Origin of the sequence: Pseudomonas entomophila, assembly GCF_029478665.1 — a bacterium.
In the GTDB taxonomy this organism is placed as follows: domain Bacteria; phylum Pseudomonadota; class Gammaproteobacteria; order Pseudomonadales; family Pseudomonadaceae; genus Aquipseudomonas; species Aquipseudomonas entomophila_F.
On the sequence record NZ_JARPQB010000006.1, the window covers coordinates 72,971 to 96,948 of the forward strand.

General features: G+C 65.3%; 21 protein-coding genes and 1 tRNA gene. 14 read left to right on the plus strand and 8 right to left on the minus strand.

Going from position 1 to position 23,978, the window contains the following annotated elements; all coding sequences use genetic code 11:
- Positions 1-58: 58 nt before the first annotated feature.
- A complete protein-coding gene (locus P5705_RS04760) occupies positions 59-1,027 on the minus strand; it encodes a polyprenyl synthetase family protein (protein ID WP_213659546.1) in 969 nt (322 codons plus the stop codon).
- A gap of 245 nt (positions 1,028-1,272) precedes the next feature.
- Between P5705_RS04760 and rplU the strand changes: the two genes are divergently transcribed.
- The 5 genes from rplU to P5705_RS04785 all read left to right on the plus strand — a co-directional run bounded on the left by rplU (position 1,273) and on the right by P5705_RS04785 (position 4,970).
- Positions 1,273-1,587 carry a 50S ribosomal protein L21 gene (gene rplU / locus P5705_RS04765; RefSeq protein ID WP_011532169.1) on the plus strand — a complete coding sequence of 105 codons (315 nt, stop codon included), beginning with the start codon at positions 1,273-1,275 and terminating at the stop codon, positions 1,585-1,587.
- 37 nt (positions 1,588-1,624) lie between these two features.
- A complete protein-coding gene (rpmA, locus tag P5705_RS04770) occupies positions 1,625-1,882 on the plus strand; it encodes a 50S ribosomal protein L27 (RefSeq protein ID WP_003247464.1) in 258 nt (85 codons plus the stop codon).
- Between the two features lie 188 nt (positions 1,883-2,070).
- Positions 2,071-3,294, plus strand: coding sequence for an Obg family GTPase CgtA (gene cgtA / locus P5705_RS04775; protein WP_277459769.1), 1,224 nt, complete (start codon positions 2,071-2,073; stop codon positions 3,292-3,294).
- 87 nt (positions 3,295-3,381) lie between these two features.
- Complete coding sequence (gene proB, locus P5705_RS04780) at positions 3,382-4,500, plus strand: glutamate 5-kinase (protein ID WP_240064593.1); 1,119 nt, start codon at positions 3,382-3,384, stop codon at positions 4,498-4,500.
- A gap of 23 nt (positions 4,501-4,523) precedes the next feature.
- A complete protein-coding gene (locus P5705_RS04785; RefSeq protein WP_277459793.1) occupies positions 4,524-4,970 on the plus strand; it encodes a CreA family protein in 447 nt (148 codons plus the stop codon).
- A gap of 110 nt (positions 4,971-5,080) precedes the next feature.
- Here P5705_RS04785 and mksF read toward each other — a convergent pair whose 3' ends face one another.
- From mksF to mksB, 3 genes are read right to left on the minus strand one after another with little or no spacing between them, the layout of a single operon-like run.
- Positions 5,081-7,912 carry an Mks condensin complex protein MksF gene (gene mksF, locus P5705_RS04790; RefSeq protein WP_011532173.1) on the minus strand — a complete coding sequence of 944 codons (2,832 nt, stop codon included), beginning with the start codon at positions 7,910-7,912 and terminating at the stop codon, positions 5,081-5,083.
- Positions 7,909-8,616, minus strand: a complete 708-nt coding sequence (gene mksE / locus P5705_RS04795; RefSeq protein ID WP_011532174.1) for an Mks condensin complex protein MksE — start codon at positions 8,614-8,616, stop codon at positions 7,909-7,911. Before mksE ends, mksF begins: the two co-directional genes overlap by 4 nt.
- The gene (gene mksB / locus P5705_RS04800; protein WP_277459770.1) at positions 8,606-9,895 is read right to left on the minus strand and encodes an Mks condensin complex protein MksB; all 1,290 of its coding nucleotides are present in this window, start codon (positions 9,893-9,895) and stop codon (positions 8,606-8,608) included. Before mksB ends, mksE begins: the two co-directional genes overlap by 11 nt.
- 438 nt (positions 9,896-10,333) lie before the next feature.
- Here mksB and P5705_RS04805 point away from each other — a divergent pair, with 438 nt between their 5' ends.
- Entirely contained in the window at positions 10,334-11,125 is a 792-nt protein-coding gene (locus P5705_RS04805) for an energy transducer TonB (protein WP_277459771.1), read from the plus strand.
- Positions 11,122-11,577, plus strand: a complete 456-nt coding sequence (gene rimI / locus P5705_RS04810) for a ribosomal protein S18-alanine N-acetyltransferase (RefSeq protein ID WP_011532177.1) — start codon at positions 11,122-11,124, stop codon at positions 11,575-11,577. The genes P5705_RS04805 and rimI overlap by 4 nt, the downstream gene beginning before the upstream one ends.
- Before the next feature lie 87 nt (positions 11,578-11,664).
- Here the strand turns inward: rimI and P5705_RS04815 are convergent, their stop codons facing one another.
- Complete coding sequence (locus tag P5705_RS04815) at positions 11,665-12,828, minus strand: hypothetical protein (RefSeq protein WP_277459772.1); 1,164 nt, start codon at positions 12,826-12,828, stop codon at positions 11,665-11,667.
- Between the two features lie 67 nt (positions 12,829-12,895).
- On the opposite strand from P5705_RS04815, the gene P5705_RS04820 reads away from it, so the two are divergent.
- Complete coding sequence (locus P5705_RS04820; RefSeq protein WP_277459773.1) at positions 12,896-13,480, plus strand: D-Ala-D-Ala carboxypeptidase family metallohydrolase; 585 nt, start codon at positions 12,896-12,898, stop codon at positions 13,478-13,480.
- Here the strand turns inward: P5705_RS04820 and P5705_RS04825 are convergent.
- Complete coding sequence (locus tag P5705_RS04825; RefSeq protein ID WP_277459774.1) at positions 13,420-14,325, minus strand: LysR substrate-binding domain-containing protein; 906 nt, start codon at positions 14,323-14,325, stop codon at positions 13,420-13,422. The two genes, P5705_RS04820 and P5705_RS04825, sit on opposite strands and share 61 nt — an antisense overlap.
- A 180-nt stretch (positions 14,326-14,505) precedes the next feature.
- On the opposite strand from P5705_RS04825, the gene P5705_RS04830 reads away from it, so the two are divergent.
- Positions 14,506-15,123 (plus strand): LysE family translocator, encoded by a 618-nt coding sequence (locus P5705_RS04830; RefSeq protein ID WP_277459775.1) that lies wholly within the window; start codon positions 14,506-14,508, stop codon positions 15,121-15,123.
- 67 nt (positions 15,124-15,190) lie between these two features.
- Here the strand turns inward: P5705_RS04830 and P5705_RS04835 are convergent.
- Both P5705_RS04835 and P5705_RS04840 read right to left on the minus strand, forming a co-directional pair.
- A tRNA-Met gene (locus P5705_RS04835) sits at positions 15,191-15,267 on the minus strand.
- Between the two features lie 96 nt (positions 15,268-15,363).
- A complete protein-coding gene (locus tag P5705_RS04840) occupies positions 15,364-16,296 on the minus strand; it encodes a FecR family protein (RefSeq protein WP_277459776.1) in 933 nt (310 codons plus the stop codon).
- 192 nt (positions 16,297-16,488) lie between these two features.
- On the opposite strand from P5705_RS04840, the gene P5705_RS04845 reads away from it, so the two are divergent.
- From P5705_RS04845 to P5705_RS04865, 5 genes are all read left to right on the plus strand, one after another.
- Positions 16,489-17,703: an MFS transporter gene (locus P5705_RS04845; RefSeq protein WP_277459777.1), complete on the plus strand. Its 1,215-nt coding sequence runs from the start codon at positions 16,489-16,491 to the stop codon at positions 17,701-17,703.
- Positions 17,704-18,179: 476 nt separating this feature from the next.
- Positions 18,180-19,340 carry an MFS transporter gene (locus P5705_RS04850; protein WP_277459778.1) on the plus strand — a complete coding sequence of 387 codons (1,161 nt, stop codon included), beginning with the start codon at positions 18,180-18,182 and terminating at the stop codon, positions 19,338-19,340.
- Between the two features lie 137 nt (positions 19,341-19,477).
- Positions 19,478-20,104 (plus strand): DNA-3-methyladenine glycosylase family protein, encoded by a 627-nt coding sequence (locus P5705_RS04855; protein ID WP_277459779.1) that lies wholly within the window; start codon positions 19,478-19,480, stop codon positions 20,102-20,104.
- Positions 20,105-20,350: 246 nt separating this feature from the next.
- Complete coding sequence (gene ada / locus P5705_RS04860) at positions 20,351-21,409, plus strand: bifunctional DNA-binding transcriptional regulator/O6-methylguanine-DNA methyltransferase Ada (RefSeq protein WP_277459780.1); 1,059 nt, start codon at positions 20,351-20,353, stop codon at positions 21,407-21,409.
- A 54-nt stretch (positions 21,410-21,463) separates the two neighbouring features.
- A complete protein-coding gene (locus tag P5705_RS04865; protein ID WP_277459781.1) occupies positions 21,464-23,866 on the plus strand; it encodes a DUF3772 domain-containing protein in 2,403 nt (800 codons plus the stop codon).
- The last annotated feature ends 112 nt before the right edge of the window (positions 23,867-23,978 follow it).

Below are 23,978 nucleotides of genomic sequence, written 5' to 3' on the forward strand. Positions count from 1 at the left end.
GGTAAGTGGTGGACCTGTAGGAGCGGGTTTACCCGCGAAGAAGGTGACGCGATTCGTTCTAGTGCGTGCGCGCTACGGCAAATTCGCTCAGCTCGACCAGCGCATCCCGGTACTCGCTGGCTGGCAGCACTTCCAGGCAGGCGATGGCGCGGGCGACGTAGTCACGGGCCATCTGCGCGGTGTAGGCCAGGGCGCCGGAGGCTTCGACAGCGATGCGAATCTGCTCCAGGTCCTCGAGGCCACCCTTCTGGATCGCCTGGCGTACCAGCGCCGCTTGCTCGGGGGTGCCCTCGCGCATGGCGTAGATCAGTGGCAGGGTTGGCTTGCCTTCGGCCAGGTCGTCGCCGACGTTCTTGCCGAGGGTTTCCGAGTCGCCCTTGTAGTCCAGCAGGTCGTCGACCAACTGGAAGGCCACGCCCAGGTGGTCACCGAAGGTACGCAGGGCTTCGCGCTGTTCGTCGCTGGCGCCGGCCAGCGCGGCGGCGCTGTGGGTCGAGGCTTCGAACAGCATCGCGGTCTTGCCGCGGATGACGTCCATGTAGATTTCCTCGGTGGTGCTGGCGTCGCGCACACGCGACAGCTGCAGCACTTCACCCTCGGCGATGACGCGGGTGGCCTTGGAGAGGATTTGCATGACCGGCATCGAGCCCAGCTCGACCATCATCTCGAACGAGCGCGAATAGAGGAAGTCGCCCACCAGCACGCTCGGTGCGTTGCCCCACAGGGCGTTGGCGGTGGAGCGGCCACGGCGCATGCCGGACATGTCGACCACGTCGTCGTGCAGCAGCGTGGCGGTGTGCAGGAACTCGATGGTCGCCGCCAGCAGGCGCAGGTCGTCGCCTTCGCGGCCCAGGGCCTTGCCGCACAGCAGCACCAGCAGCGGGCGCAGGCGCTTGCCGCCGGCGGAGGTGATATAGTCGCCGATCTTCGATACCAGCGGCACGCGCGAGGTCAGCTGCTTCTTGATGATCTCGTCGACGGCGCTGAAATCATCAGCTACCGCGCGGTAGAAGGTTTGGGGTTGCATCGGCTGCTCCATTGAGGTTGCGCGGCATGCTAGGTCGCGGGTACCGGTGTGTCAAGGCGCGGTGGCCGTGGCCCCGGGCCGGTACTTGCAAGCATTTATAGGGTTGCGTACAATCGCGCACCCTAACTTTCCTGGGCAGCACCTGCCTTACGCAATTGCGCCGGGCCTTTCCAGCCTTGTGCAGCCATGCCAGCCAATACTCATCATATAAAGCGCTGGGTGAGCAGGATTATCGGAGAAATACCATGTCTTACGCAGTAATCGTTACCGGCGGCAAGCAGTACAAAGTCGCTGAAGGTGAATTCCTCAAGATCGAGAAGCTGGAAGTCGCCACCGGCGAATCCGTGACTTTCGATCGCGTCCTGCTGGTCGCCAACGGTGACGACGTCACCATCGGTGCTCCAGTTGTTGCTGGCGCTAAAGTAGTGGCCGAAGTCGTTTCCCAAGGCCGCCACGACAAGGTTCGCATCATCAAGTTCCGTCGTCGTAAGCACCACATGAAGCGCATGGGCCACCGCCAGTGGTTCACCGAGATCAAAATCACCGGTATCCAGGCTTAATCGCCCCGATCCCCTGAATTTATTGGAGAATTGAACCATGGCTCACAAGAAGGCTGGTGGTAGTACTCGTAACGGTCGCGACTCAGAATCGAAACGCCTTGGCGTGAAGATGTATGGCGGCCAGGTTATCAAGCCGGGCAACATCATCGTCCGTCAGCGCGGCACCGAATTCCACGCTGGCTACGGCGTTGGCATGGGCAAGGACCACACCTTGTTCGCCAAGATCGAAGGCGTGATCAAGTTCGAGAAGAAAGGCGAGTTCATGCGCCGTTACGTGAGCATCGTCGCCGCTTAATCGCGACGTCGCTCCAGAAGCCCCGTCATGCGACGGGGCTTTTTCGTTTGTGGTGAGCCTCTTGCAAAGCTGTTTGAATGGGCTGCCGGCGTTGGTTTCTGGTTCGTACGGGGCCGCCGCGCTCATCTTTGCAAGAGCCTCAGGTTTTTCTGGTTTTCGACTCGTCGTCCGACGAGAGGCGGTTTTGAATGAAGTTTGTAGACGAAGTATCGATCCGGGTAAAAGCCGGTGATGGCGGCAACGGTTGCATGAGCTTCCGCCGCGAGAAATTCATCGAGAACGGTGGCCCCAACGGCGGTGACGGTGGCGACGGCGGCTCGGTGTACATGGTGGCCGACGAGAACCTCAACACCCTCGTCGACTATCGCTATACCCGCCACCATGAAGCCCAGCGCGGCTCCAACGGCGGCAGCACCGATTGCACTGGCAAGAAGGGCGACGACCTGTTCCTGCGCGTGCCGGTCGGTACCACCGTGATCGACGCCTCCACCCAGGAAGTCATTGGTGACCTGATCACCCCGGGGCAGAAGCTGATGGTCGCCCAGGGCGGCTGGCACGGCCTGGGCAACACCCGCTTCAAGTCCAGCACCAACCGTGCGCCGCGCCAGACCACGCCAGGCAAGCCGGGCGACCAGCGCGACCTGAAGATGGAAATGAAAGTGCTGGCCGACGTCGGCCTGCTGGGCTTGCCGAACGCCGGCAAGAGCACCTTCATCCGTTCGGTGTCGGCGGCCAAGCCGAAAGTCGCCGACTACCCGTTCACCACCCTGGTCCCCAACCTGGGCGTGGTCAGCGTCGACCGCTGGAAGAGCTTCGTCATCGCCGACATCCCCGGCCTGATCGAAGGGGCTTCCGAAGGCGCAGGCCTGGGTATCCGCTTCCTCAAGCACCTGGCCCGTACCCGCGTGCTGCTACACCTGGTCGACCTGGCGCCGCTGGACGACAGCAGCCCGGCCGATGCCGCCGAAGTGATCATCAACGAGCTGGCGCAGTTCAGCCCGGCTCTGGTCGACCGTGAGCGTTGGCTGGTGCTGAACAAGGCCGACATGATCATGGACGACGAGAAGGACGCGCGCGTCAAGGAAGTGGTCGAGCGCCTGAACTGGGACGGCCCGGTCTACGTGATCTCGGCCATCGCCAAGCAGGGCACCGAGAAGCTCAGCCACGACTTGATGCGTTATCTCGAAGACCGCGCCGACCGCCTGGCCAACGACCCGGCCTACGCCGAAGAGCTGGCCGAGCTCGACCAGCGCATCGAGGACGAGGCCCGCGCCCAGCTGCAGGCCCTGGACGACGCCCGCACCCTGCGGCGCACTGGCGTCAAGAGCGTGCACGACATCGGCGACGATGACGACTGGGATGATTTCGAGGACGACGAAGACGGCCCGGAAATCATTTACGTGCGCGACTGATCGGTTGCAGTACACTAAACGCCGCTCTCTGGAGCGGCGTTTTTGTATCCACGGTATCTACAGATTCGACATAGGTTGGAAGAGAAGATGCGAAGCAAGGTGACTGGCGCCCAGCGCTGGGTCGTGAAGATCGGCAGCGCGCTGCTGACCGCCGATGGCAAGGGGCTGGACCGCGGCGCCATGGCGGTGTGGGTCGAGCAGATGGTGGCCCTGCGCGAGGCAGGCGTGGAACTGGTGCTGGTCTCCTCCGGGGCCGTGGCCGCCGGCATGAGCCAGCTGGGCTGGACTTCGCGACCGAGTGCGATGAACGAGCTGCAGGCCGCGGCCTCGATCGGCCAGATGCGCCTGGTGCAGGCCTGGGAGTCGAGCTTCGGCGAGCACGGCAAGCACACCGCGCAGATCCTGCTGACCCACGACGACCTCTCCGACCGCAAGCGCTACCTCAATGCGCGCAGCACCCTGCGCACACTGGTCGACCTGGGCGTGGTGCCGGTGATCAACGAGAACGACACCGTGGTCACCGACGAAATTCGCTTCGGTGACAACGACACCCTGGCCGCGCTGGTGGCCAACCTGGTGGAAGCCGACCTGCTGGTGATCCTCACTGACCGCGACGGCATGTTCGATGCCGATCCGCGCAACAACCCCGAAGCCCAGCTCATCTATGAAGCCCGTGCCGACGACCCGGCGCTGGATGCCGTGGCCGGTGGCACCGGTGGCGCCCTGGGCCGTGGTGGCATGCAGACCAAGCTGCGCGCCGCGCGCCTTGCTGCCCGTTCCGGTGCCCACACCATCATCATCGGTGGCCGTATCGAGCGTGTGCTGGATCGGCTGAAGGCCGGCGAGCGCCTGGGCACCCTGCTGTCGCCCGAGCGCGGCATGCTTGCCGCCCGCAAGCAGTGGCTGGCTGGTCACCTGCAGACCCGTGGCACCCTGGTGCTCGACGATGGCGCGGTGCAGGCGCTGCGCCAGGCCAACAAGAGCCTGTTGCCGGTGGGTGTGAAGACCGTGCAGGGCAGCTTCCGCCGTGGCGAGATGGTGGTTTGCGTCGGCCCGGATGGCCAGGAGATCGCCCGCGGCCTGGCCAACTACAGCGCCCTGGAGGCGCAGAAGATCATCGGCCAGCCGTCCGACGCCATCGAGAGCCTGCTGGGCTACAGCGCCGAGCCTGAGCTGGTGCACCGCGACAACCTGGTTCTGGTCTGAAGGAGATCACTGTGCTGAAAAGGATGTTTGCCATGGCGGCGCTGATGCTGCCGATGCTGGCCGGGGCCGAGGAGATCGGCCAGGTGTCCACCGTGTTCAAGTTCGTCGGACCTAACGACCGAATCGTGGTCGAGGCGTTCGATGACCCGAAGGTCGACGGCGTGACCTGCTACCTGTCGCGGGCCAAGACCGGGGGCCTGAAAGGTGGCTTGGGGTTGGCCGAGGACCGTGCCGAGGCGTCGATCGCCTGCCGTCAGGTCGGGCCGATCCACTTCAAGGGTGAGCTGAAGGATGGCGAGGAGGTGTTCAAGGAGCGCACCTCGCTGGTGTTCAAGACCATGCAGGTGGTGCGGTTCCTCGACAAGAAACGCAATACGCTGGTGTACCTGGTGTATAGCGACCGGGTGATCGAAGGTAGCCCGCAGAATGCGGTGACGGCGATTCCGATCGTGCCGTGGGCGCAGCAATAACGGAGGCCTTCGGCCTCCATTCGCCGGCAAGGCCGGCTCCTACAGGTGCGGCGGTGCTGTAGGAGCGGATTTATCCGCGAAGGGCCGCAAAGCGGCCCCAATACACCGAATCAGGCCAGTTCCTCGGCCTCATCCTCGCGCACGATGGCCTTCACTTCGTCGCGACGGCTGATGTACTTCCAGTCCGCCTCGTCGATGTAGATACCGTTCGGCCCGCTGCCGCCTTCCAGGTCGATCGCCACCCGCGCCGACACCTGTGGCTTCACGCTCGCCAGGATCGGCACGAAGCCCAGCTGCTGGCTGGTTTCCAGCAATGCCGCCTGGTTGCGTTCGTCGATGTCCGCCGCCTCGTCGAGGTAGTACGGCAGGCGAATGCGTCCGGCCAGGTCGCGGTCCATCAAGTGCAGCAACAGGTACATGTTGGTCAGCGCCTTGATGGTCATGGTGGTGCCGTTCGAGGCGGCGCCGTCGATGTCGGCGTGGATCACCGGCTGGCTGTTGATCTTGGTGATCTCGAAGGCCAGTTCGAACAGGTCCTTCAGGCCCAGCTGGTTGTGGTTGGCCGCCACCAGCCGCGCCAGGTACTCCTTGGCCTCTTCGTTCTTGTGGTCCTGGTCGGCGTTCTGCGTCAGGTCGAACACCGACAGTGTCTCGCCTTCCTCGTACTGGCCGGCGCTGTGGATGATCTGGTCGATGTGCTTGAGCGCTTCCTTGTTCGGTGCCAGCACGACGCGGAAGCTCTCCAGGTTCGACACCTGGCGTTTGTTGATCTCGCGGTTGAACAGCGCCAGCTGGTGCTCGAGGCTGTCGTAGTCGCTGCGGATGTTGCGCAGGGTCCGGGCGATGTCGGTGACCGCGGCGCGGCGGGCCTTGGCCAGCGTCAGCGCTTCCTCGGTGCGGTGCGAGTAGGCGTTGATCAGCAGTTGCAGGCGGCGCTCCATGTCGTCTTCGCTGTCGAACTTGGCCACGCCTTTGAGGCGTACCTGGGCGTACAGCGCTTCGATCTGGTTGTCCACGCGCTGCAAGGCTTGCCAGCTGTCCTGGTAGTCGTTGAGCAGCGGCAGCAGGTTGTCCATGGAGTCGTCGATCGCCTCCATGAACGGCGTGCCGAACGGCAGGTCGGCCGGCAGCAGCTGGCGACGGCGCAGGGCGTCTTCCAGGGTGCGCTGCTTGGCTTCCAGGTCGGCGATCTGCCGGCCTACCAGTTGCAGCTTGGCCGACAGTTGCTGGACGCGCTCGGTGAAGGCGTCGCTGGAGCGCTTGAGCTCGTCCTGGGCGGCTTCCAGCTGGCCCAGTTGCTCCATCTTCTCCGGCTCTTCGGCGGCCAGGGTCTCGGTGCGGCGGAAGTCTTCCAGCGCTTTCTGCGCATCCAGCACCTGCTGGTACAGGGCTTCGGTCTGCGCCTTGCTGGCGGCGCGGTCGAGGGCCACGGCTTGTTGGGTCTTGAGCTGCTTGAGCTCTTTTTCCAGGCGTTCCTTCTGGTCGCGCAGGGCGGCGCGGTCGGCCAGCGCCTGCAGCGCGGGCGGGTCGATGTGCGAGATATCGATGGACAGGCCCGGCACTTCGAAACGCTCGCCCTTGAAGCGGTCGAGCACGCCTTCGAGGGTTTTCACCCAGACGTCGCTTTCGTCCAGCTCGATGCCGCGGTCACCCAGCGGCAGGCTGAACAGCGCACCGTTGAACAGGCGCATCAAGCGGTCGACGTCCTGCTGCGAGAATTCCTCGCGCAGGCGGGCGTAGCTGTTGTTGTCGGCGTGGTCGAGCTGCTGCTTGACCGCCTTGACGCGTTTTTCCAGGTCGCGCACGCGCTCGTCGAGGTCTTCGGCGGAGAACTGCCGCGACTGGGCCAGGGCACCGGCCAGTTCGTCGTGGGCGTCCTTGGCGGCCAGCAGTTGCTGTTCCAGCACCTTGACGTCGGTGACCAGGGCGAAGCGGTGCTTGAGCACCGACAGCTCGCCCAGCCAGCGCTGGATGCCGGTGATCTCGCGCTCCAGGCGCATCAGCTCCTGGGTGCCGCCGCGCTGGTCGTTCTGCAGGCGGTCCTGCTCGCCGCGGTAGTGCTCGGACTGGATGACCAGTTCTTCCTTGCGCGCCATGGCGTAGTCCTGCCAGGTGCCCAGCAGGTTGTCGAGCAGTGGCGAGATGCGGTGCAGCTTGCCGCGCAGGATGTCGCGCTGGGCCACGCCGCCGGCCAGGGCCTCGACCAGGGGGCCTGCGGCCACCAGGGCGTTGTAGTCGCCCTCCATGCGGCGCACGTCGCGGAAGGCCTCTTCGCAGGCGGCGATGTAGTCGACGCTGCCCGAGCGCAGGCTGTGCTCGAAGGCGTCGAGGAACAGCTGCTTGAGCTTGGCGGCGGTGATCTCGCGCATGTGCAGCAGGTTGATGAACAGGGCGCGGAAGGTCTTCAGGCTCTGCTCGCTGGTCGAACGCAGCGGGATCAGGGTGAGGTCCAGCGGCACCGAGGTGTGGCCGCCGACCAGCAGCCGGCGCAGTTCGTCCGGCTTGAGCTCGTAGGCCTTCAGGCCGTTGCGCTCGAGGTTGGTGAACAGCTCTTTCTGGCGCAGGCAGGTGTCGTCTTTCTGGTAGTGGGCCAGGTCCAGCTCTCCCTGGTAGGCGAAGAACTGGTGGCCGAAGCCGCCACCCGGGCCGCGACCGACCACACCGATCACATGGGGGCCGTGGGGCAGGTTCAGTTCGCAGAGGATGTAGCTGGTGTCGGTGGCGAAGTAGAAGCGGCGCGACTGCTCCAGGCTGTACTTGCCGAAGCTCATGTCGGACATGCGCGCCAGGATCGGGAACTGCAGCGCGTTGATCGACGCCGATTTGCCCAGGTTGTTGGCGCCATAGACCGACAGCGGGTGTTCCAGGGGGAACAGGCCAAGGCTGTAGCCGGCGGTGTTGAGCAGTGCGAAGCGGCGGATGCCGTAGCGTTCCTGGCTCATGCGTCAATCTCCTGTTGCTCTTCGCGGATCGCCCGGGCCAGGGCGTCCTCCTCGCTCTCCTCGCCATCGAACGGCGTGAGGTCGAGCGGGTCATCGGTGCGGTTGAGTTCTTCGGGCGTCTCTTCCACCACCAGCACAGGCACCGGCAGCGGCAGGTCGCTGTGCAGGGTGGCGGCCAGGTCGCGGTCCTGCTGGACCGACAGGCACACGTCGAGGAAGCGGTGCATCGGTGGCATGAAGCGGTAGATGCCGCCTTCCTCGAAGGCGAAGCCCAGCTGGGTCATGCGGCGCATGATCTTTTCTTCAAGCTCGTCGACGGTCTGCACTTCAGCTTGCAGGAACAGGTCGCGGTACTTGTCCAGCAGCGACGGCAGTTCGTCGCGACCGATGCTGCCGCCGTCGAGCACGGCCATCGGGTCGCGGCCCTGGTCGGCCAGGTGCTCGACCAGGATGAAGGTGAACAGCGACAGGCGCTGGGCGGTCTTGTTGACCTGCGCGGCGGCCTGCTCGGGGACGAAGTAGTAGAAGCCGCGGGTGTCGCAGACCAGCTCGAAACCGAGGGCCTTGAACAGGGTGCGGTACTGGTCCTGGAAGTTCGACAGCTGGGCGTACAGCTCCGGGTCGCGGCGGCTGATGTGGAAGCCCTTGAACAGCTCGCGGAAGATCGGCGCGAGCTGGGACAGTTCGGAAAGATCAAGATGCATGGGTGGGGCTCGCGGTGGATTCGGTCGTGGTCGCCGGCTTGTTGTCGCGGCTGGAAGTCAGGGCGAAGGAGCGCAGGCTGACCAGGTGTTCGCGGGTGAGGTATTGCTGGCGGACGAGGCGTTCGCGGCTGAAGCGCTTCTCGCGCGAGAGGCGCGAGAACCAGTACAGCAGCTCGTCGGTGGCGCCTTCGGGCTCCTGCTCCAACAGCCAGACCATCAGGTCCGGCAGCGGCAGGGCGTCTTCGCAACGTTCGAGCATTTCCTTGACCGTGCGCGGGGCGCGGGGCAGCGGGCCCTTTTGCGTCTTGTGCGCCTTGGGGAAGCGCGCCGGCTTGGGCTCGAAGCGGGCCAGGGCATAGACATAGGCTTCGACCTGGCTGGCGCTGCCGAGGAAGGTGCTCTGCGGGCGGGTGAACAGCGGCATGGCGGCCTGCGGCACGGCGTCGATGCCCTTCTTGCGGATGACCGACAAGGCCAGCGCCGCGCCACGGGTCACGGCGTTGTGCCGGCGCGCTTCTTCACGCAGCGGCAGCAGCAGTTCGCGGGCGTGGCGCAGGGTGAGCTGGGCGCTGGTCTGCATTTCGAGGATGCGCGCGTGGGTGCGCAGCAGCATGTCGTCGTCGACCAGGTGGCCCAGGCGCGCCTGCTCGCCCAGCAGGCGCAGCAGCACGGTCTCGACCTTGCGCACGCCCTGCTCGAAGGCGCCATCGGCGTTGACCAGCTGGATCATCGGCTCGACGTATTCGTCCCAGGTCGCCAGCACTTCGGCGTAGCGCTGGCGCAGGGGGATCTGGCGGTTGCTGGTCTTGGCCCGTTCGGCCACGGCCACCAGCGCCTGTTCGTCGTTGTCGAGCTTCTTCAATACATCGCGCACGCGCATGTCGAGCAGGCGCAGTTGGCGCGCCAGGTCGTCGCTGTCGCGGTTGTCGAAGGCGTCCTGGATATGCCCGGCCAGGCGTTCCAGGTGGCGTAGATACGCCTCGATCTCCAGGCACAGGCCCAGCCGGTGTTCGCGGCGCAGGTAGGCGAGGAAGTCGTGGATCTGCGCGTTGAGCTCGAAGCGGTTCGGGCTCTTGGCCACCGGGACCAGGATGTCCAGGCGGATCCACACGTCGAGCAGCTGGGTGATGTCCTGCGGGGTGCTTTCCACCTGCTGGCGGGCCAGCTGCTGGCGCAGCTCGACCAGGCTCAGGGTGCCCTGGTCGAAGCGCTCGCACAGCGGCTCGATCAGGGCCCAGTGTTCGGCTAGGGCGCGCAGGACGCGCTTGGGTTCGATCATTGGCGGGTCGACTCGTTGCCAAATAAAAGGGGCGATTGTACTGCATCCGGGGGGGAGGAATTCACCCCTTGGTCTGTAGATGGGGGTAACCCTGATTCTTTTAGGGGATTCGCTGGCCCTGTCGCAGGTAAAACCGCTCCCCCTGAGCTTTACGCGATCCTTGTAGGAGCGGCCTTGTGCCGCGAAAGGGCCGCAAAGCGGCCCCGACGATCTTTGCTCGACACTGAAATCCTGGGGCCGCTACGCAGCCCTTTCGCGGCACAAGGCCGCTCCTACAGTGAGTGGCGCAATTTTCGAACACCCTGCAAGACAGTTGCTCCCGCGCCTGCCGGATTATCGTGGGAGCGGGCTTGACCCGCGATGGCCGACAATCTGTTGCGGCGCATACTGGGCAACGGCGTTAGAATGCCCGACTGATTTTTCCCGGATACCCGCGCCTTGCTCATCGAGTCCCGCCGCCGCGCCTACCTTTCCGCCATGCAAGTGGTGCACTGGCTGCCGCGCGCCGAACTGCCGTTCGCCGCGCCGTCGCGGCCTGAACTGCTGCTGCCGGTGGCGCCGGTCGAGGACATCGATTTCGACACGCGCCCGGCGGCCCCCGCGCCGGCTTCAAGCGAAGCGCCCGCAGCCCCCCAGGCCCGTGCGGAGCGGCCGAAGATCGAGATCCCGCGCCCGGGCAGCGCGCCGAAACCCGCTGCCAAGCCGGTCGAAACCGAGGAGGCGGCCCCGGCGCCGCGTCCAGCCCCCGTTCCACCGCCACGCTTTGCCCTGCAATTGCTGCGTGCCGGCAGTTGCCTGCTGCTGGTGGAACTGGCCACCGGTCAGCCGTTCCAGAGCCGCGACCCATCCTACCTGCTGCTCAAGGACATGCTGCGCGCAGCCGGCCTGCCGGACGCCCCGCAGATCATCGGCGAGCCTGTGCGCTGGCCGTTCCTGGTGCGCGGCAACATGGACCAGGGCCCCGATGCCGCCCGGGACTTCGTCCAGGGCTTCATTGCCGCGCGCCTGGAAGAGGCGCCGTGCAGTTGCCTGTGGCTGGTCGGCCTGCCGGCGGTGCGCTTTGCCGGGCAAGCGGATGCCGAGGCCTACTACCAAGAACTCAAGGCCGACCTGCTCGGCGACGCCTGGGCCTTGCCCGGCCTTGAACTGTTGATGGACGAGCCGCAGCGCAAGGCGGACGTCTGGAAAGCCATGCGCCAGCTGATGGCGCGCTGGAAGAGCGTTGAATGAGTGAATCGATCAGTTTCCGCCCGGCGACCGAGGCGGATCTGGATGCCCTGCTCAAGATCGAGTATGCCGCGTTCAGCCACCCCTGGACCCGTGGCATCTTCCAGGATGCGCTGAAGTCGTACGAAGTGTGGCTGATGTTCGACGGTCAGCAGCAGGTGGGGCATGGGGTGATCAACGTGATCATCGACGAGGCGCACCTGCTCAATATCACCGTCAAGCCGGAGAACCAGGGCTGCGGGCTGGGCCTGCGGCTGCTCGAGCACCTGATGGCGCGGGCCTACCAGCTCAATGGGCGTGAATGCTTCCTCGAAGTGCGCGCCAGCAACCAGTCGGCCTATCGCTTGTACGAGCGGTATGGGTTCAACGAGGTTGGGCGGCGCCGGGATTACTACCCGGTGGCGGGCGGGCGTGAGGATGCGCTGGTGATGGCCTGCACGCTGCTGGAAGACTGATCTCTAACCAGCCGGGATCTGCGCTGTACCTGTAGGAGCCGGCCTTGCCGGCGAATGGGCCGCAAGGCGGCCCCTCGCTCAGGCGTCTCAGATTTCCGGGTGTTCCACTTCGACCGGCTTGCGCAAATCACGCAGGCTACGCGTCACCGGCCCGGTGTTGCACTTGGCCGCCGCCTGCTCCGGCGTCATCTCGCGAATGGTGCGGTAGAACAGCTCGCAGGTCTGCTTCTTCTGGGTGACCTGCCACTTGGTGGTGCAGGCATCCAGCGTCAGCTTGGCGTCGGCCTGCGGATTGCGACCCATGCCAGCCTGCCAGCAGGCGACGGAAAGATCCTGGCCCATCATCTTCAGGCCGGCCGCGTCGGCCTTGTCCTGGTCGCCGTCGTAACCCTTCGGGTCGGCGGCGTACCAGATGGCGCTCGGGTGGTTGGCGCCGAGTACCGGCACCTTGGCGCTGCCAGCCTCGGGGCTGATATTGACCAGCCCCAGCACGTTCACCTTCGGCCCATACTGCTGCTGGATCCAGCTGCGCACGGGGGAACCGAAGGCGACCATCGGCAAGGCGGCCTTGCCCGCGTGGGTGAGGGCGATTTCCTTGACCATGCGTACCTGGTAGTCGTTGAAGTAGCTGTAGACCCCTTCCAGGTCCTTGCCGGCGCTGGCCGGCGCGGCAATCGGGGCGATGTCGACGATGGTCTGGTAGGCCGGGGTCTGGGTGGCGTCGACGCCGTTGAAGGTCAGCAGCTCGGCCCAGCGGTCGGTGGTGTTGGACTTCAGGTAGTCCTGGTAGTGGGTCAGCGAGTAATCCGGCGGGAAGTGCAGCAGTTCGACGCTGCGACGATTCTCCAGTGCCATCCCCAGCGGCAGGAACAGGTACCAGCTGAAGTCCCAGCCGCCTTTCTGGTTGAGCTGGGTGGCGCCCTGGTAGGCCAGTTCGCCACTGTCGAGCAGCTTGCGCAGGGGCTCGGTATAGCCAGCGGGAACATCCGTGATCTGGGCATGCAGCTTGTCGTTGTCGCGGTTCACGGTGACCTTGGCGTTGGCGTAGCCATCGCGGCGCACGCTTTGCGTGAGGTAATGCTCGACCGTCTGCTCCAGCGTCCAGTCGCGGTAGCAGATCACGTTGCAGTTGTTGGGGTAGGCGAACAGGCGGGTGACGCGCTTGGCGTCGCCCAGGTCAATCTGCGCGTCGGCCAGGGCCATGCCGCTGAAGGCAAGGGCGGCCAGACCCGATAGGGCAATCTTGTGCATGCTTAACTCCTTGTCAGTGGCCGCCAGGGGTGGCGGGCGCGCCCATGGTGGAGGAAGAGGAGGGGGGATGAAAAGCAGCAGATTGTGGCTAGTGGCCATTGGCTGGCTGGGGATGAGTGCCGTTCAGGCCGATGAGCGCGATGTGTGGATGTTTGCCCAATGGGCGGGGGACCATGAAAACCGCGCCTTTCGCAATATGCTGGTGGATGCGCGGCTGTATGGCGTGGTGCCGATCCACCAGTTGCTGCGCTCGGCGTCGGATTGGCGCCTGTGCCGAGCCTCGCCGTTCGCGGTGCCCCCGGCCAGCCACTGGCCGACAGTGCGCTCGACGCTTTCACTGGTCAAGACGCTGGATGAGCAAGGTGTGCTGCGTCAGTTCGAAGTGGTCTCGGCCTATCGCGACCCGCAGCTCAATGCCTGCGCGGGTGGCGCGCCGAGCAGCGCGCACATGCGGGCTTTCGCCGTCGATTTGCTGCTGCCGGCCTGGGCCGACCCCAACCCGTTGTGTCGCTTCTGGCAGCAGCATGGCGAGGCCTGGAACATGGGGCTGGGCCGCTATCCGTCGGGGCGCATCCACATTGATACGGCCGGTTATCGCACATGGGGTGGCGATGGTCGCTCCGGCTCTTCGTTCTGCGCCAAGCCCAGGTGAGCCAGGCAGGCCAGGCATTCGGCAGAGACCCACTGTGCGAAACGCTGGCGCTTGCCGCCGTCATCCAGTGGCTGTGGGCTGAGCAGGTGGTAGCTGGAACCGTCACGCAGGAAGCCGAAAGGCGCCTCTAGCTGACCATTGCCCAGTTCGTCGCGCACCATCAGCGCAGAGGCGATGGCCAGCCCCAGGCCCGCGCTGGCGGCCTGGAGCGACAAGTAGAAATGCTCGAAATCGCTGCGTTCTCCTTGCTTCAGGCCCTGGCCGCTCAGGCGTAACCAGGTCGCCCAGGCGTGGGGGCGGGTGGCGCTGTGGAGCAGGCGTTGGCCCTTGAAGCCTGGCGTGGCGACCGGGCCGATCCATTCATCGCAGATCTTCAGGCTGTGCAACTGGCGGTCCCAGTGGAAGTCATCGCGGCGCAGGGCCAGGTCCACGCCGGCGCGGGCGAAGTCCACCGGCCCTCCAGCCGCCACCAAATGCAGTTGCAGGTCGGGGTGTGCGGCGTGGAAGCGCGGCAGGCGAGGGATCAACCAGCGCATGGCGATGGTCGGCTCGCACGAGAGCACCAGCACGTTGTCGTGGGCGGGTGGATGCAGGCGCTGCACGGTCTGTTCGAGCTGTTCGAAGATGGCCCGGGTGGTGGCCTGCAGCTCACGACCTGCGTGGGTCAGGAACAGGGCGCGGTTGCGCCGATCGAACAGTTCCACGCCGAGGCTTTCTTCAAGCAGGCGCACCTGGCGGCTGACGGCGCCGTGGGTGACGTGCAGGTGTTCGGCGGCGCGCACGAAGCTTTCGGTTTCGGCGGCGATGTCGAAGTAGCGCAGGGCGTTGAGTGGGGGCAGTTTCATGGAGGGTGTGGTCCTTTCTGGCCTCTTCGCCGGCAAGGCCGGCTCCTACAGGTTGGCGTGAGTCCATATTTGTGAGGAAAACTAGCGTATTTGTCTCACTATAAATCGATTTTTACTGCTTTTAAGTGCCTCGATAATCACGGCTCAAGTGAATTTTCATCGCCTATCGAGGACGCTTTCGTGAATGAACTCATCGCCGTCGCCCTATTCACCGTGCTGGCTGTCATCAGCCCGGGTGCCGACTTCGCCATGGTCACCCGCAGCAGTTACGCCCAGGGTCGCAAGGCCGGGCTGGCCGCCGCCTTGGGGATCGCCCTGGGCGTGCAGGTGCATGTGCTGTACACCGTGCTCGGCATTGCCGTGGTCATCAGCCAGAGCCCCGCGCTGTTCCTGGCGATGAAGGTGGTGGGGGCGGGGTACCTGGTTTACCTGGGCTACAAGTCGCTGACCAACACCACGCGCATCAGTCTCGACGGGCAGGCGCCCGGCGGTCAGGCCAATATGTTGGCCGCATTGCGCACCGGTTTCATGACCAATGCCCTGAACCCCAAGACCATGCTCTTCGTGGTCAGCGCCTACACCCAGGTGGTGCAACCGGGCAGCCCGCTGGCTGTGGATTTCGCCTATGGCGCGTTCATGTCGTTCGCCCACTGGGTGTGGTTCAGCCTGGTGGCCGTGTTTTTTTCCAGTGCAGGGTTGCGCCAGGCGATGATCGAGCGGCAGGTGATCGTGGACCGCTTGATCGGGGTGGCGTTGATCGGCCTGGGATTGGCGGTGGCAGTGGCGGGAGTGAAGTAGCCGAAAGTGGCTGCTTTTTCGCAGGCAAAGAAAAAGGGCTTATCTTTCGATAAGCCCTTTTAGAAGGTGGTGGCTACACAGGGACTTGAACCCCGGACCCCAGCATTATGAATGCTATGCTCTAACCAACTGAGCTATGTAGCCAACTTGGCGCGCATTATTAGCTCGAAACGCCAACCTGTCAACACTGTTTTAAAAAAAATTTTCCAACCTTTCAAATGCTTAGCCGGAAAGTCCGGTTCAACGCACGATCAGCCAGTGGCCCAGCACGTTGTATAGCCGCAGTTGCTGGCCGGCCGCCAGCGTGTCCAGGCTCTGGCCCGCGTGATCCAGGTCGAACTCACCGCTCACGCGACGATACGCGGCCTGTTCGTCCTGCCACCAGACGCGCAACCCTTGATAGCCAGCCAGGCGCTCCACCACTTCCCCCAGTGGCATGTTGCTGGCCAGCAGTCGGCCGTCGCGCCAGGCCTCGGCGGACTTGAGGGTGATCTTTTCGACCGGGTTGATCCGCTGCTCGCTGAAAGTGACCCGCTCGCCGGCGCTGACCATGCGTTGGTCGCTGCCTTGCACGACAGTGGCCTTGCCGCTGATCACTTGCAGTTCATCGTGGTTACCGTGGCGGGCGATCTGCAGGCGGGTGCCGAACACCTGGATCCGCGTGTCGCCGACCTGCACCTCCATGGCCCGGCCATCGAGCATCACTTCCAGGTAGACCTGGCCCTGTACCAGCTGAAGCAGGCGGGTGCGCCCGCGCAGGTCGACATTCATCGCGCTGGCGCTGTCCAGGTGCAAGGTCGAGCCGTCGGCCAGGCGTACGCTGCGGCGCTCGCCGACGTCGGTATGCAGTTCGCTGGCCAGGCGTTGCATCAGCGGCCAGTAGAGTACCGCCAGCACACTCAGTAGCGCCAGGAACAAGGTCGCCAACCCTAGGCCAGCACGGCTGCGGCGAACCTCGACGATCCGCGGACGTGGTGGCGTCGCCGGGACCTGTAGCTGCTGCCAGTAGGCTTCCAGTTGCGCATAGGCGCGCGCATTGAGTGGGTCCTGGCACCATTGGCCGAATGCCTGGCGCAGCGCCTCGTCGCAGCCGGGCTGGCGCAGGCGGGAGAACCAGTCCAGTGCTTCCTGCTCGGGATCGGGCGTGGGGTGCAAGGCGGGCATCGGGGTCATGGGATCGGGCTGCTCGCAAGGGCGGGGCGGTTTGGCCCAGCGTTTACGGGAGGGAGGCAAAGGATGCTAATTATATTGAGAATTATTTACAAGTACGTGAGAGATGGACGGCAGGGGTAAATAAAAAAGGTAGCTTCGTATCTATTTGTTTCACGATAATCGGATCCCAACCTGCGGACGGAAATCCAGCCCATGGCCATCAGCAACACCCAAAGTTCCAGCGCGAGCAGCCCGGCAAGCCAGGCAAGCCCGTTGGTGATGCGCATCATTGGTTTCTGCGCCCTGGCGCACCTGATCAACGACCTGATCCAGTCGGTGCTGCCGGCGATCTACCCGATGCTCAAGGCCAACTATGGTTTGAGCTTCGCTCAGATCGGCCTGATCACCCTGACTTTCCAGGTTACGGCTTCGTTGTTGCAGCCGTGGGTCGGCTTCTACACCGACAAGCGGCCAACACCCAACCTGCTGCCCCTGGGTACCCTGTGCACCCTGGTGGGGATCGTGATGCTGGCCTTCGTGGGAAGCTTCCCGATGATCCTGCTGGCCTCGGCGCTGGTGGGAATCGGCTCGTCGACCTTCCACCCGGAGACCTCGCGCATCGCCCGCCTGGCCTCGGGCGGGCGTTTCGGCCTGGCCCAGTCGAGCTTCCAGGTCGGCGGCAACGCCGGTTCCGCGTTCGGCCCGCTGCTGGCGGCGGCCATCGTCATCCCGTTCGGGCAGACTCACGTGGCCTGGTTCGGCGTGGCCGGGCTGTTCTTCTTCGCCGTCACCCTGATGCTGCGCCGCTGGTACAAGGACCACCTCGACCAGTTCAAGGCGCGCAAGGCGGCGCAGGCCACCCATGGCATCTCGCGCCAGCGGGTGATGCTGGCGCTGGTGGTGCTGGGGTTGCTGGTGTTCTCCAAGTACTTCTACATGGCCAGCTTCACCAGCTACTTCACCTTCTACCTGATCGAGAAGTTCCAACTGTCGGTGGCCAGTTCGCAGTTGCATCTGTTCCTGTTCCTCGGCGCGGTGGCGGCCGGCACCTTCTTCGGTGGACCGATCGGTGACCGTATCGGGCGCAAGGCGGTGATCTGGTTCTCGATCCTGGGCGTGGCGCCGTTCACCCTGGCGCTGCCCTACGCCGACCTGTTCTGGACCACCGTGCTCAGCGTGGTGATCGGCTTCATCCTCGCCTCGGCGTTCTCGGCCATCGTGGTGTATGCCCAGGAGCTGGTGCCGGGCAACGTGGGGATGATCGCCGGGATCTTCTTCGGGCTGATGTTCGGCTTTGGCGGGATCGGCGCGGCGTTGCTGGGCTACCTGGCCGACCTGCGCGGGATCGAGTATGTGTATGGGGTGTGTTCGTTCCTGCCGTTGTTCGGGTTGCTGGCGGTGTTCCTGCCGTCCACCGGCAAGCGTTGACAGCTCTCCCCATTGCTCTGCAGCGACCTCTTGTAGGAGCGGCTTCAGCCGCGATCACCCGCACAGCGGGTGCCAGGCACCGCGATTTCCGCATCGCGGCTGAAGCCGCTCCTACAAGGATCCCGGTAGGCGCCGGCTTGCCGGCGCACGATTGACGTGCCGTTCATCGATGGCCTAGAGTGCCGCCTCCTCTTTACCTGCGTAGTCGATGCAATGAACCGTAGTGCTCATCCACACCGCCAGCCTGTCGCCCCGACAGCGCGCCGCGCGTGGCCTAGCGACACGGTGCTCAAGCGTCGGCGCAGCGTGCTGTTCGCCTTCACATTCTCGCCACACCTTGCCCTGAACTGATCCGCGCCCCTGCGTCCAGCGCCTCCCCGGCGTGACCGCGGGCGCCTGCGTTCGAACATTTTTCAGCGGATTTTCCAGTCGGCCGGGGCCAGAACCCCTGCACGCCGGCTTGCAAGGAGTGGTACATGAACATGCGTTTGCTGGCGGGCCTGTTGTTCGCCGTGTCGGTGGTCGGTTTCAGCCTCGGGGCGAGCCTGCCGCTGGTGTCGTTGCGCCTGCACGAGGCGGGGGCGGGGACACTGGAGATCGGCATCATCTCGGCGATCCCGGCGGCGGGCATGATGTTGTCGGCGTTCATGGTCGACGCCTGCTGCAAGCACCTGACCCGGCGCGTCATCTACTTGCTCAGTTTCAGCCTGTGCACCCTGAGCATCGCCTTGCTCGAGTGGGCCTTCGACTCGATGTTGTGGCTGGCGCTGCTGCGCCTGGGGCTGGGCATCGGCATGGGCATCGCGATCATCCTCGGCGAGTCGTGGGTCAACGAGCTGTGCCCGGACCACAACCGCGGCAAGATCATGGCCCTGTACGCCACCAGTTTCACCGGCTTCCAGGTGCTCGGCCCGGCGCTGCTGGCGCTGCTCGGTGCCGACAGCCCGTGGCTGACCGCCGTGGTCACCGCCTGCTACGGGCTGGCCCTGCTGTGTATCCTGTTCACCGTGCCCAACGACCATGTCGAGCACGGCGAGGAGGGCGAGAAGAGCTTCGGCTTGGCCGGCTTCTTCCGCGTCGCGCCGGCGCTGTGCGTGGCGGTGTTGTTCTTCTCGTTCTTCGATGCCGTGGTGCTGTCGCTGTTGCCGGTATACGCCAGCAGCCATGGCTTTGCCGTGGGCATTGCCGCCCTGATGGTGACCGTGGTGTTTGCCGGGGACATGATTTTCCAGCTGCCGCTGGGCTGGCTGGCCGACCGGGTCGAGCGCACCGGCTTGCACCTGGTATGCGGGCTGGTCGCGATGAGCATCGGTATCGCCCTGCCGTGGCTGCTGCAGATGACCTGGCTGTTGTGGCCCTTGCTGGTGGTGCTGGGCGCGGTGGCGGGGGGGATCTACACCCTGGCGCTGGTGCTGATCGGGCAGCGTTTCAAGGGGCAGGACCTGGTCACGGCCAATGCCAGTGTCGGATTGCTCTGGGGCGTGGGTAGCCTGGTCGGGCCGCTGGTCAGCGGCGCGGCGATGGATGTGGCGCCCCATGGCTTGCCCATGGCGCTGGCGCTGATGGCGGGGTTGTTCGTGTGCTTTGCGCGGCAGGCGTATCGGCGGGCGGGCAGGCTGCAGGCGGTGGTGGACTGAGCACCTTGCGTTGACTGTACTGGCGCATTCGCCGGCAAAGCCGGCTCCTACAGGGGTGGCGTTGGGCGCAAGAAGGGTCGTTTCATCGTAGAACGGTTGGTCTAGGATGGAGGTTCCACCGTGCTTGAGCCGTGCCGATGATCCTTGCCGACCTTTCGCCCCAGGCCTTTGACGCGGCCACCGAGTACCTGGCTGGCCAGGACCCGGACTGGGCGCGCCACATCGCCGTCACCGGCCCTTGCCTGCACCAGGCCACGCCCGGGCGTGAGCCCTACGAGACGCTGGTGAGGGCTATCGCCTACCAGCAATTGCATGCACGGGCGGCGGAGGCGATCCTCGGGCGATTGCTGGCGCTGTTTCCCGAAACAGCATTCCCGACACCGGAACAGTTGCTGGCGGTCAGCCCCGAGATGATGCGGGCCTGCGGGTTTTCCGCGAGCAAGACCGCAACGCTCCATGGCATCGCCCAGGCGCATCTGGAGGGCGTTGTACCCGGTCGGGCAGAGGCCTTGCTGCTGTCCGACGATGATTTGGTCGAGCGCCTGGTGAGCCTGCGTGGGGTTGGGCGGTGGACGGTGGAGATGCTGCTGATCTACAGCTTGGAGCGTTCGGACATCCTGCCGGTGGATGACTTTGGCGTGCGCGAGGGGTACCGCCGGATGAAAGGGCTGGAAAAGGCACCCACACCCGCGCGAATGCGCGCGCTGGGGCAAGCGTGGAGCCCCTATCGCACCGTGGCGGCCTGGTACCTGTGGCGTGCCTGACCGACCTGTGCATTCCCTGTAGGAGCCGGCTTTGCCGGCGAAAAGGCCTGTGCAGGCAGCGCAAGGTCGATGCTCCCGTACCGGCTGTGGCGGCCCATTCGCCGGCAAAGCCGGCTCCTACAGGTAGTGTGCGGCATTCGACGATGAGGGTGTCTGGATGTCACCTGATGAATTACTTGCAAGAATCGGAGTGATCGCGCCAGCCCCTGCTGTCAGGCTGAACCTATCGACGCCCGGAGAGACGCCATGAACCCCGTCCCGACCTACACCACCGAAGCCGCCCGTTGGCACGCCGTGCAATCCCGCGACGCCGCCGCCACCGGCCATTTCGTCTATGCCGTGCGCACCACCGGGGTGTATTGCCAGCCAGCGTGCAAGTCGCGCCTGGCCAAGCGCGAGAATGTCGAGTTCTTTACCAACGCCGCCCAGGCCGAAGCCGCCGGCTACCGCGCCTGCAAACGCTGCGCGGGTGGCCACCAGGCTGTGCGCCGCAGCGACCTGGTGGCCCGCGCCTGTCGCCTGATCGAAGCCAGTGACCCTGCGCCCAGCCTCGATCAGCTGGGCGTGGCGTTGAACCTCAGCCCCTTCCACCTGCACCGCCTGTTCAAGGCCGAGACCGGCCTGACCCCCAAGGCCTACGCCTCGGCATTCCGCGCCCGGCGCCTGCGCGAGCGCCTGGACGATGCCTCCAGCGTCACCGAAGCCATCTACGATGCCGGTTACAACTCCAACAGCCGCTTCTACGAAAGTGCCGGTGAGCGCCTGGGCATGCGCCCCCGTGAGTACCGTGCGGGCGGGGAGGGCGCGACCATTCACTTTGCCTTGGGCCAGTGTTCGCTAGGAGCGATCCTGGTTGCCCAGAGCCAGCGTGGTGTCTGCGCAATCCTGCTGGGCGACGAGCCCGAGCCATTGCTCGACGAGCTGCAGGACCAGTTCCCCAAGGCACGATTGATCGGCGGCGATGCCGGGTTCGAACGGCTGGTCGCCGAAGTGGTGGGCTTCGTCGAAGCCCCGGCGCTGGGCCTTGCCCTGCCACTGGACGTGCAGGGCACGGCCTTCCAGGAGCGGGTCTGGCAGGCGTTGCGCGAGGTGCCGGCGGGTACTCGGGTGAGCTACACCGACATCGCCGAGCGCATCGGCGCGCCCAAGGCGTTCAGGGCGGTGGCCCAGGCTTGCGCGGCCAACCACATCGCCGTGGCCATCCCCTGCCACCGGGTGGTGCGCCGTGACGGTGACCTCAGCGGCTACCGTTGGGGCATTGAACGCAAACGGCAGCTGTTGGACCGAGAAACGGCACTCTCCTGAGCGCTCGGACCGCGTAGAATTCACGCCCTGTCGAGTTGTATAGAGGAATATTCGATGAGGCGTGTCAGCCTTGACCGATTTTACGCGGGGCTTCTGGCCCTGTTGTTGTGCGTGGCCGTACCGGCCTGGGCCCAGCCGGCCACGCCGGTATCGCGCCTGGCCGTGGCCGAGCAGCAGGTGCTGGACGAAAACGCCGGGCTGGAGGAATTGAGCGAACGGCTCGACCAGATCCGCCAGGGCGTCACCAGCAACGCCAACGATGACTTGCTCGCGCAACTGCGCCAGTCGGCCCTGCAGGTGCAGCGCCAGGCCGATGTGCTGGTCACCCAGCGCACCGCCGACGTGCAGCGCCTGGACGACCAGCTCAACGTGCTCGGCCCGCAGATGCCGGAAGAGGCGCAGAGCCTGACCCGCCAGCGCAAGCAGCTTACCGACGAGAAGAACGAGGTGCTCGCCGAGCAGAAGGACGCCACTACGCTGGCCCAATCGGCCCGTGACCTGTCCACCCAGATCGTCAACCTGCGCCGCAGCCTGTTCAACTCGCAGATCACCAGCCGCGCCGCCAGCCCGCTGAGCCCGGCGTTCTGGTCGAGCCTGATCCGCCCCACCGACGACGACGTGGCCCGCCTGCGCGACCTGCGCGGCGAGGCGTCGGATGCCATGGCCAGCGCCTTCAGTGCCGAGCACCGCTGGTGGTTCATCACCGCCCTGGTCGCCGCCGTGCTGGTCTGGACCCTGGTGCGCCGGGTGCTCGAGCGGTTGCTGGCCGACGCGATGATCCGCTGGCTGCCCGAAGGCCGCTTGCGCCGCAGCGCCCTGGCGCTGAGTGTCAGCCTGGCGACCCTGGGCACCATTTCCGGCTCGGTGTCGCTGCTGCGCTGGGGCCTGGAAAGCAGCGCCGACCTCGGCCCTGACCTGGCCAGCCTGACCAATCACATCCTCGCGTTGGTGGTGTTCAGCGCCTTCATCTCCGGCCTGGGCCGCGCCATGCTGATGCTGCAGCGCCCGTCCTGGCGCCTGCCGCCGATCGCCGACGAAGTGGCCAGCGCCCTGGGCTGGTTCCCCAAGGTACTGGCCCTGGCGCTGATGGTGCTGCTCACCCAGGAGCGTATCAACAGCGTGATCGGTACCAGCCTGGCCTTGACCCTGGCCACCAACGGCGTGACCGCGCTGGTGGTGTCGCTGCTGTTCGTCGTGGCCCTGCTGCGCTATCGCCGCGCCCATCGCCTGCATGACCTGGAGCGCCCGAAAGGGCTGGCCGGGCTGATTCCGTTCGTGATCGTGGTATGGGTGGTGGCGATCCTGTTGACGCTGCTGGCCGGCTACCTGACGCTGGCGTACTTCCTCACCGCCAAGCTGCTGTGGATCAGCGTGGTGGTGACCTGCGCCTACCTGCTGGTCACGGTGTTCGGCGACCTGTGCGAAACGTTGCTGTCCCCTCGCCAGCCGGGTGGCCTGGCACTGGCCTCGGCCCTGGGCCTGCAGCAACGGCACCAGGCCCAGGCCAGCACGGTGCTGGCGGGCATTGGCCGCACACTGCTGCTGTTCGCCGCCGCATTGCTGGTGTTCATGCCTTCGGGCACCAGCCCGGGCGAGCTGCTGCTGAGCCTGGCGGACTGGGACGGCACCGGCGGCAAGGTGCTGGGTAACCTGAACATCGTGCCCCAGGACATCTTCCTGGCGGTGGCGATCTTCCTCGGCGGCTGGTTCGCCATCCGCGTGGTCAAGCGCTGGCTGAGTGAGCGCCTGCTGCCGGAAACCGACATGGACGCCGGCATGCGCGCCTCGCTGGTGACCCTGGTGGGCTACCTCGGTTTCCTGTTCCTGGCCATGCTGGTGATGTCCACCCTGCACATCAACCTGACCAGCCTGACCTGGGTGGTCAGTGCGCTGTCGGTGGGTATCGGTTTCGGTCTGCAGCAGATCGTGCAGAACTTCATTTCCGGCCTGATCCTGCTCACCGAGCGCCCGGTGAAGGTGGGCGACTGGGTCAGCCTGGCCGGTGTCGAGGGGGATATTCGCCGGATCAACGTGCGCGCCACCGAGATCCAGATGTCCGACCGCTCGACAGTGATCGTGCCCAACTCGCAGTTCATCTCGCAGAACGTGCGCAACGTGACCATGGCCAACGCCCTCGGGGTAGTCAGCGTCACTTTGACGCTGCCGCTGGAAACCGACCCCGGGAAAGTGCGCGAGGTGCTGCTGGCGGCATACAAGGAGCACGAGTCGATCCTCGATGCGCCGGCCACGTCGGTGACCTTCAAGGACCTGACCAGCAGTGGCATGGTGATCGGGGTGAGCGGCTACGTGGCGTCGCCTCGGCAGGTGTCGAGCACGCGCAGCGACCTGTTGTTCACCATCCTCGGGCGCTTGCGCGACGAGGGCATTGCCCTGTCCTCGCCGCAGAGCATGGTGCTGGTGCAAGAGAACGGGCGCCCGGCCGACGAGTCTGCTTGATGCCCCTCGGGGCTGCTTTGCAGCCCATCGCGGGTAAACCCGCGCCTACAGGCTCAACTCTGCACCTGTGGGCGCGGGTTTACCCGCGATGGGCGCAAAGCGCCCCATTGGT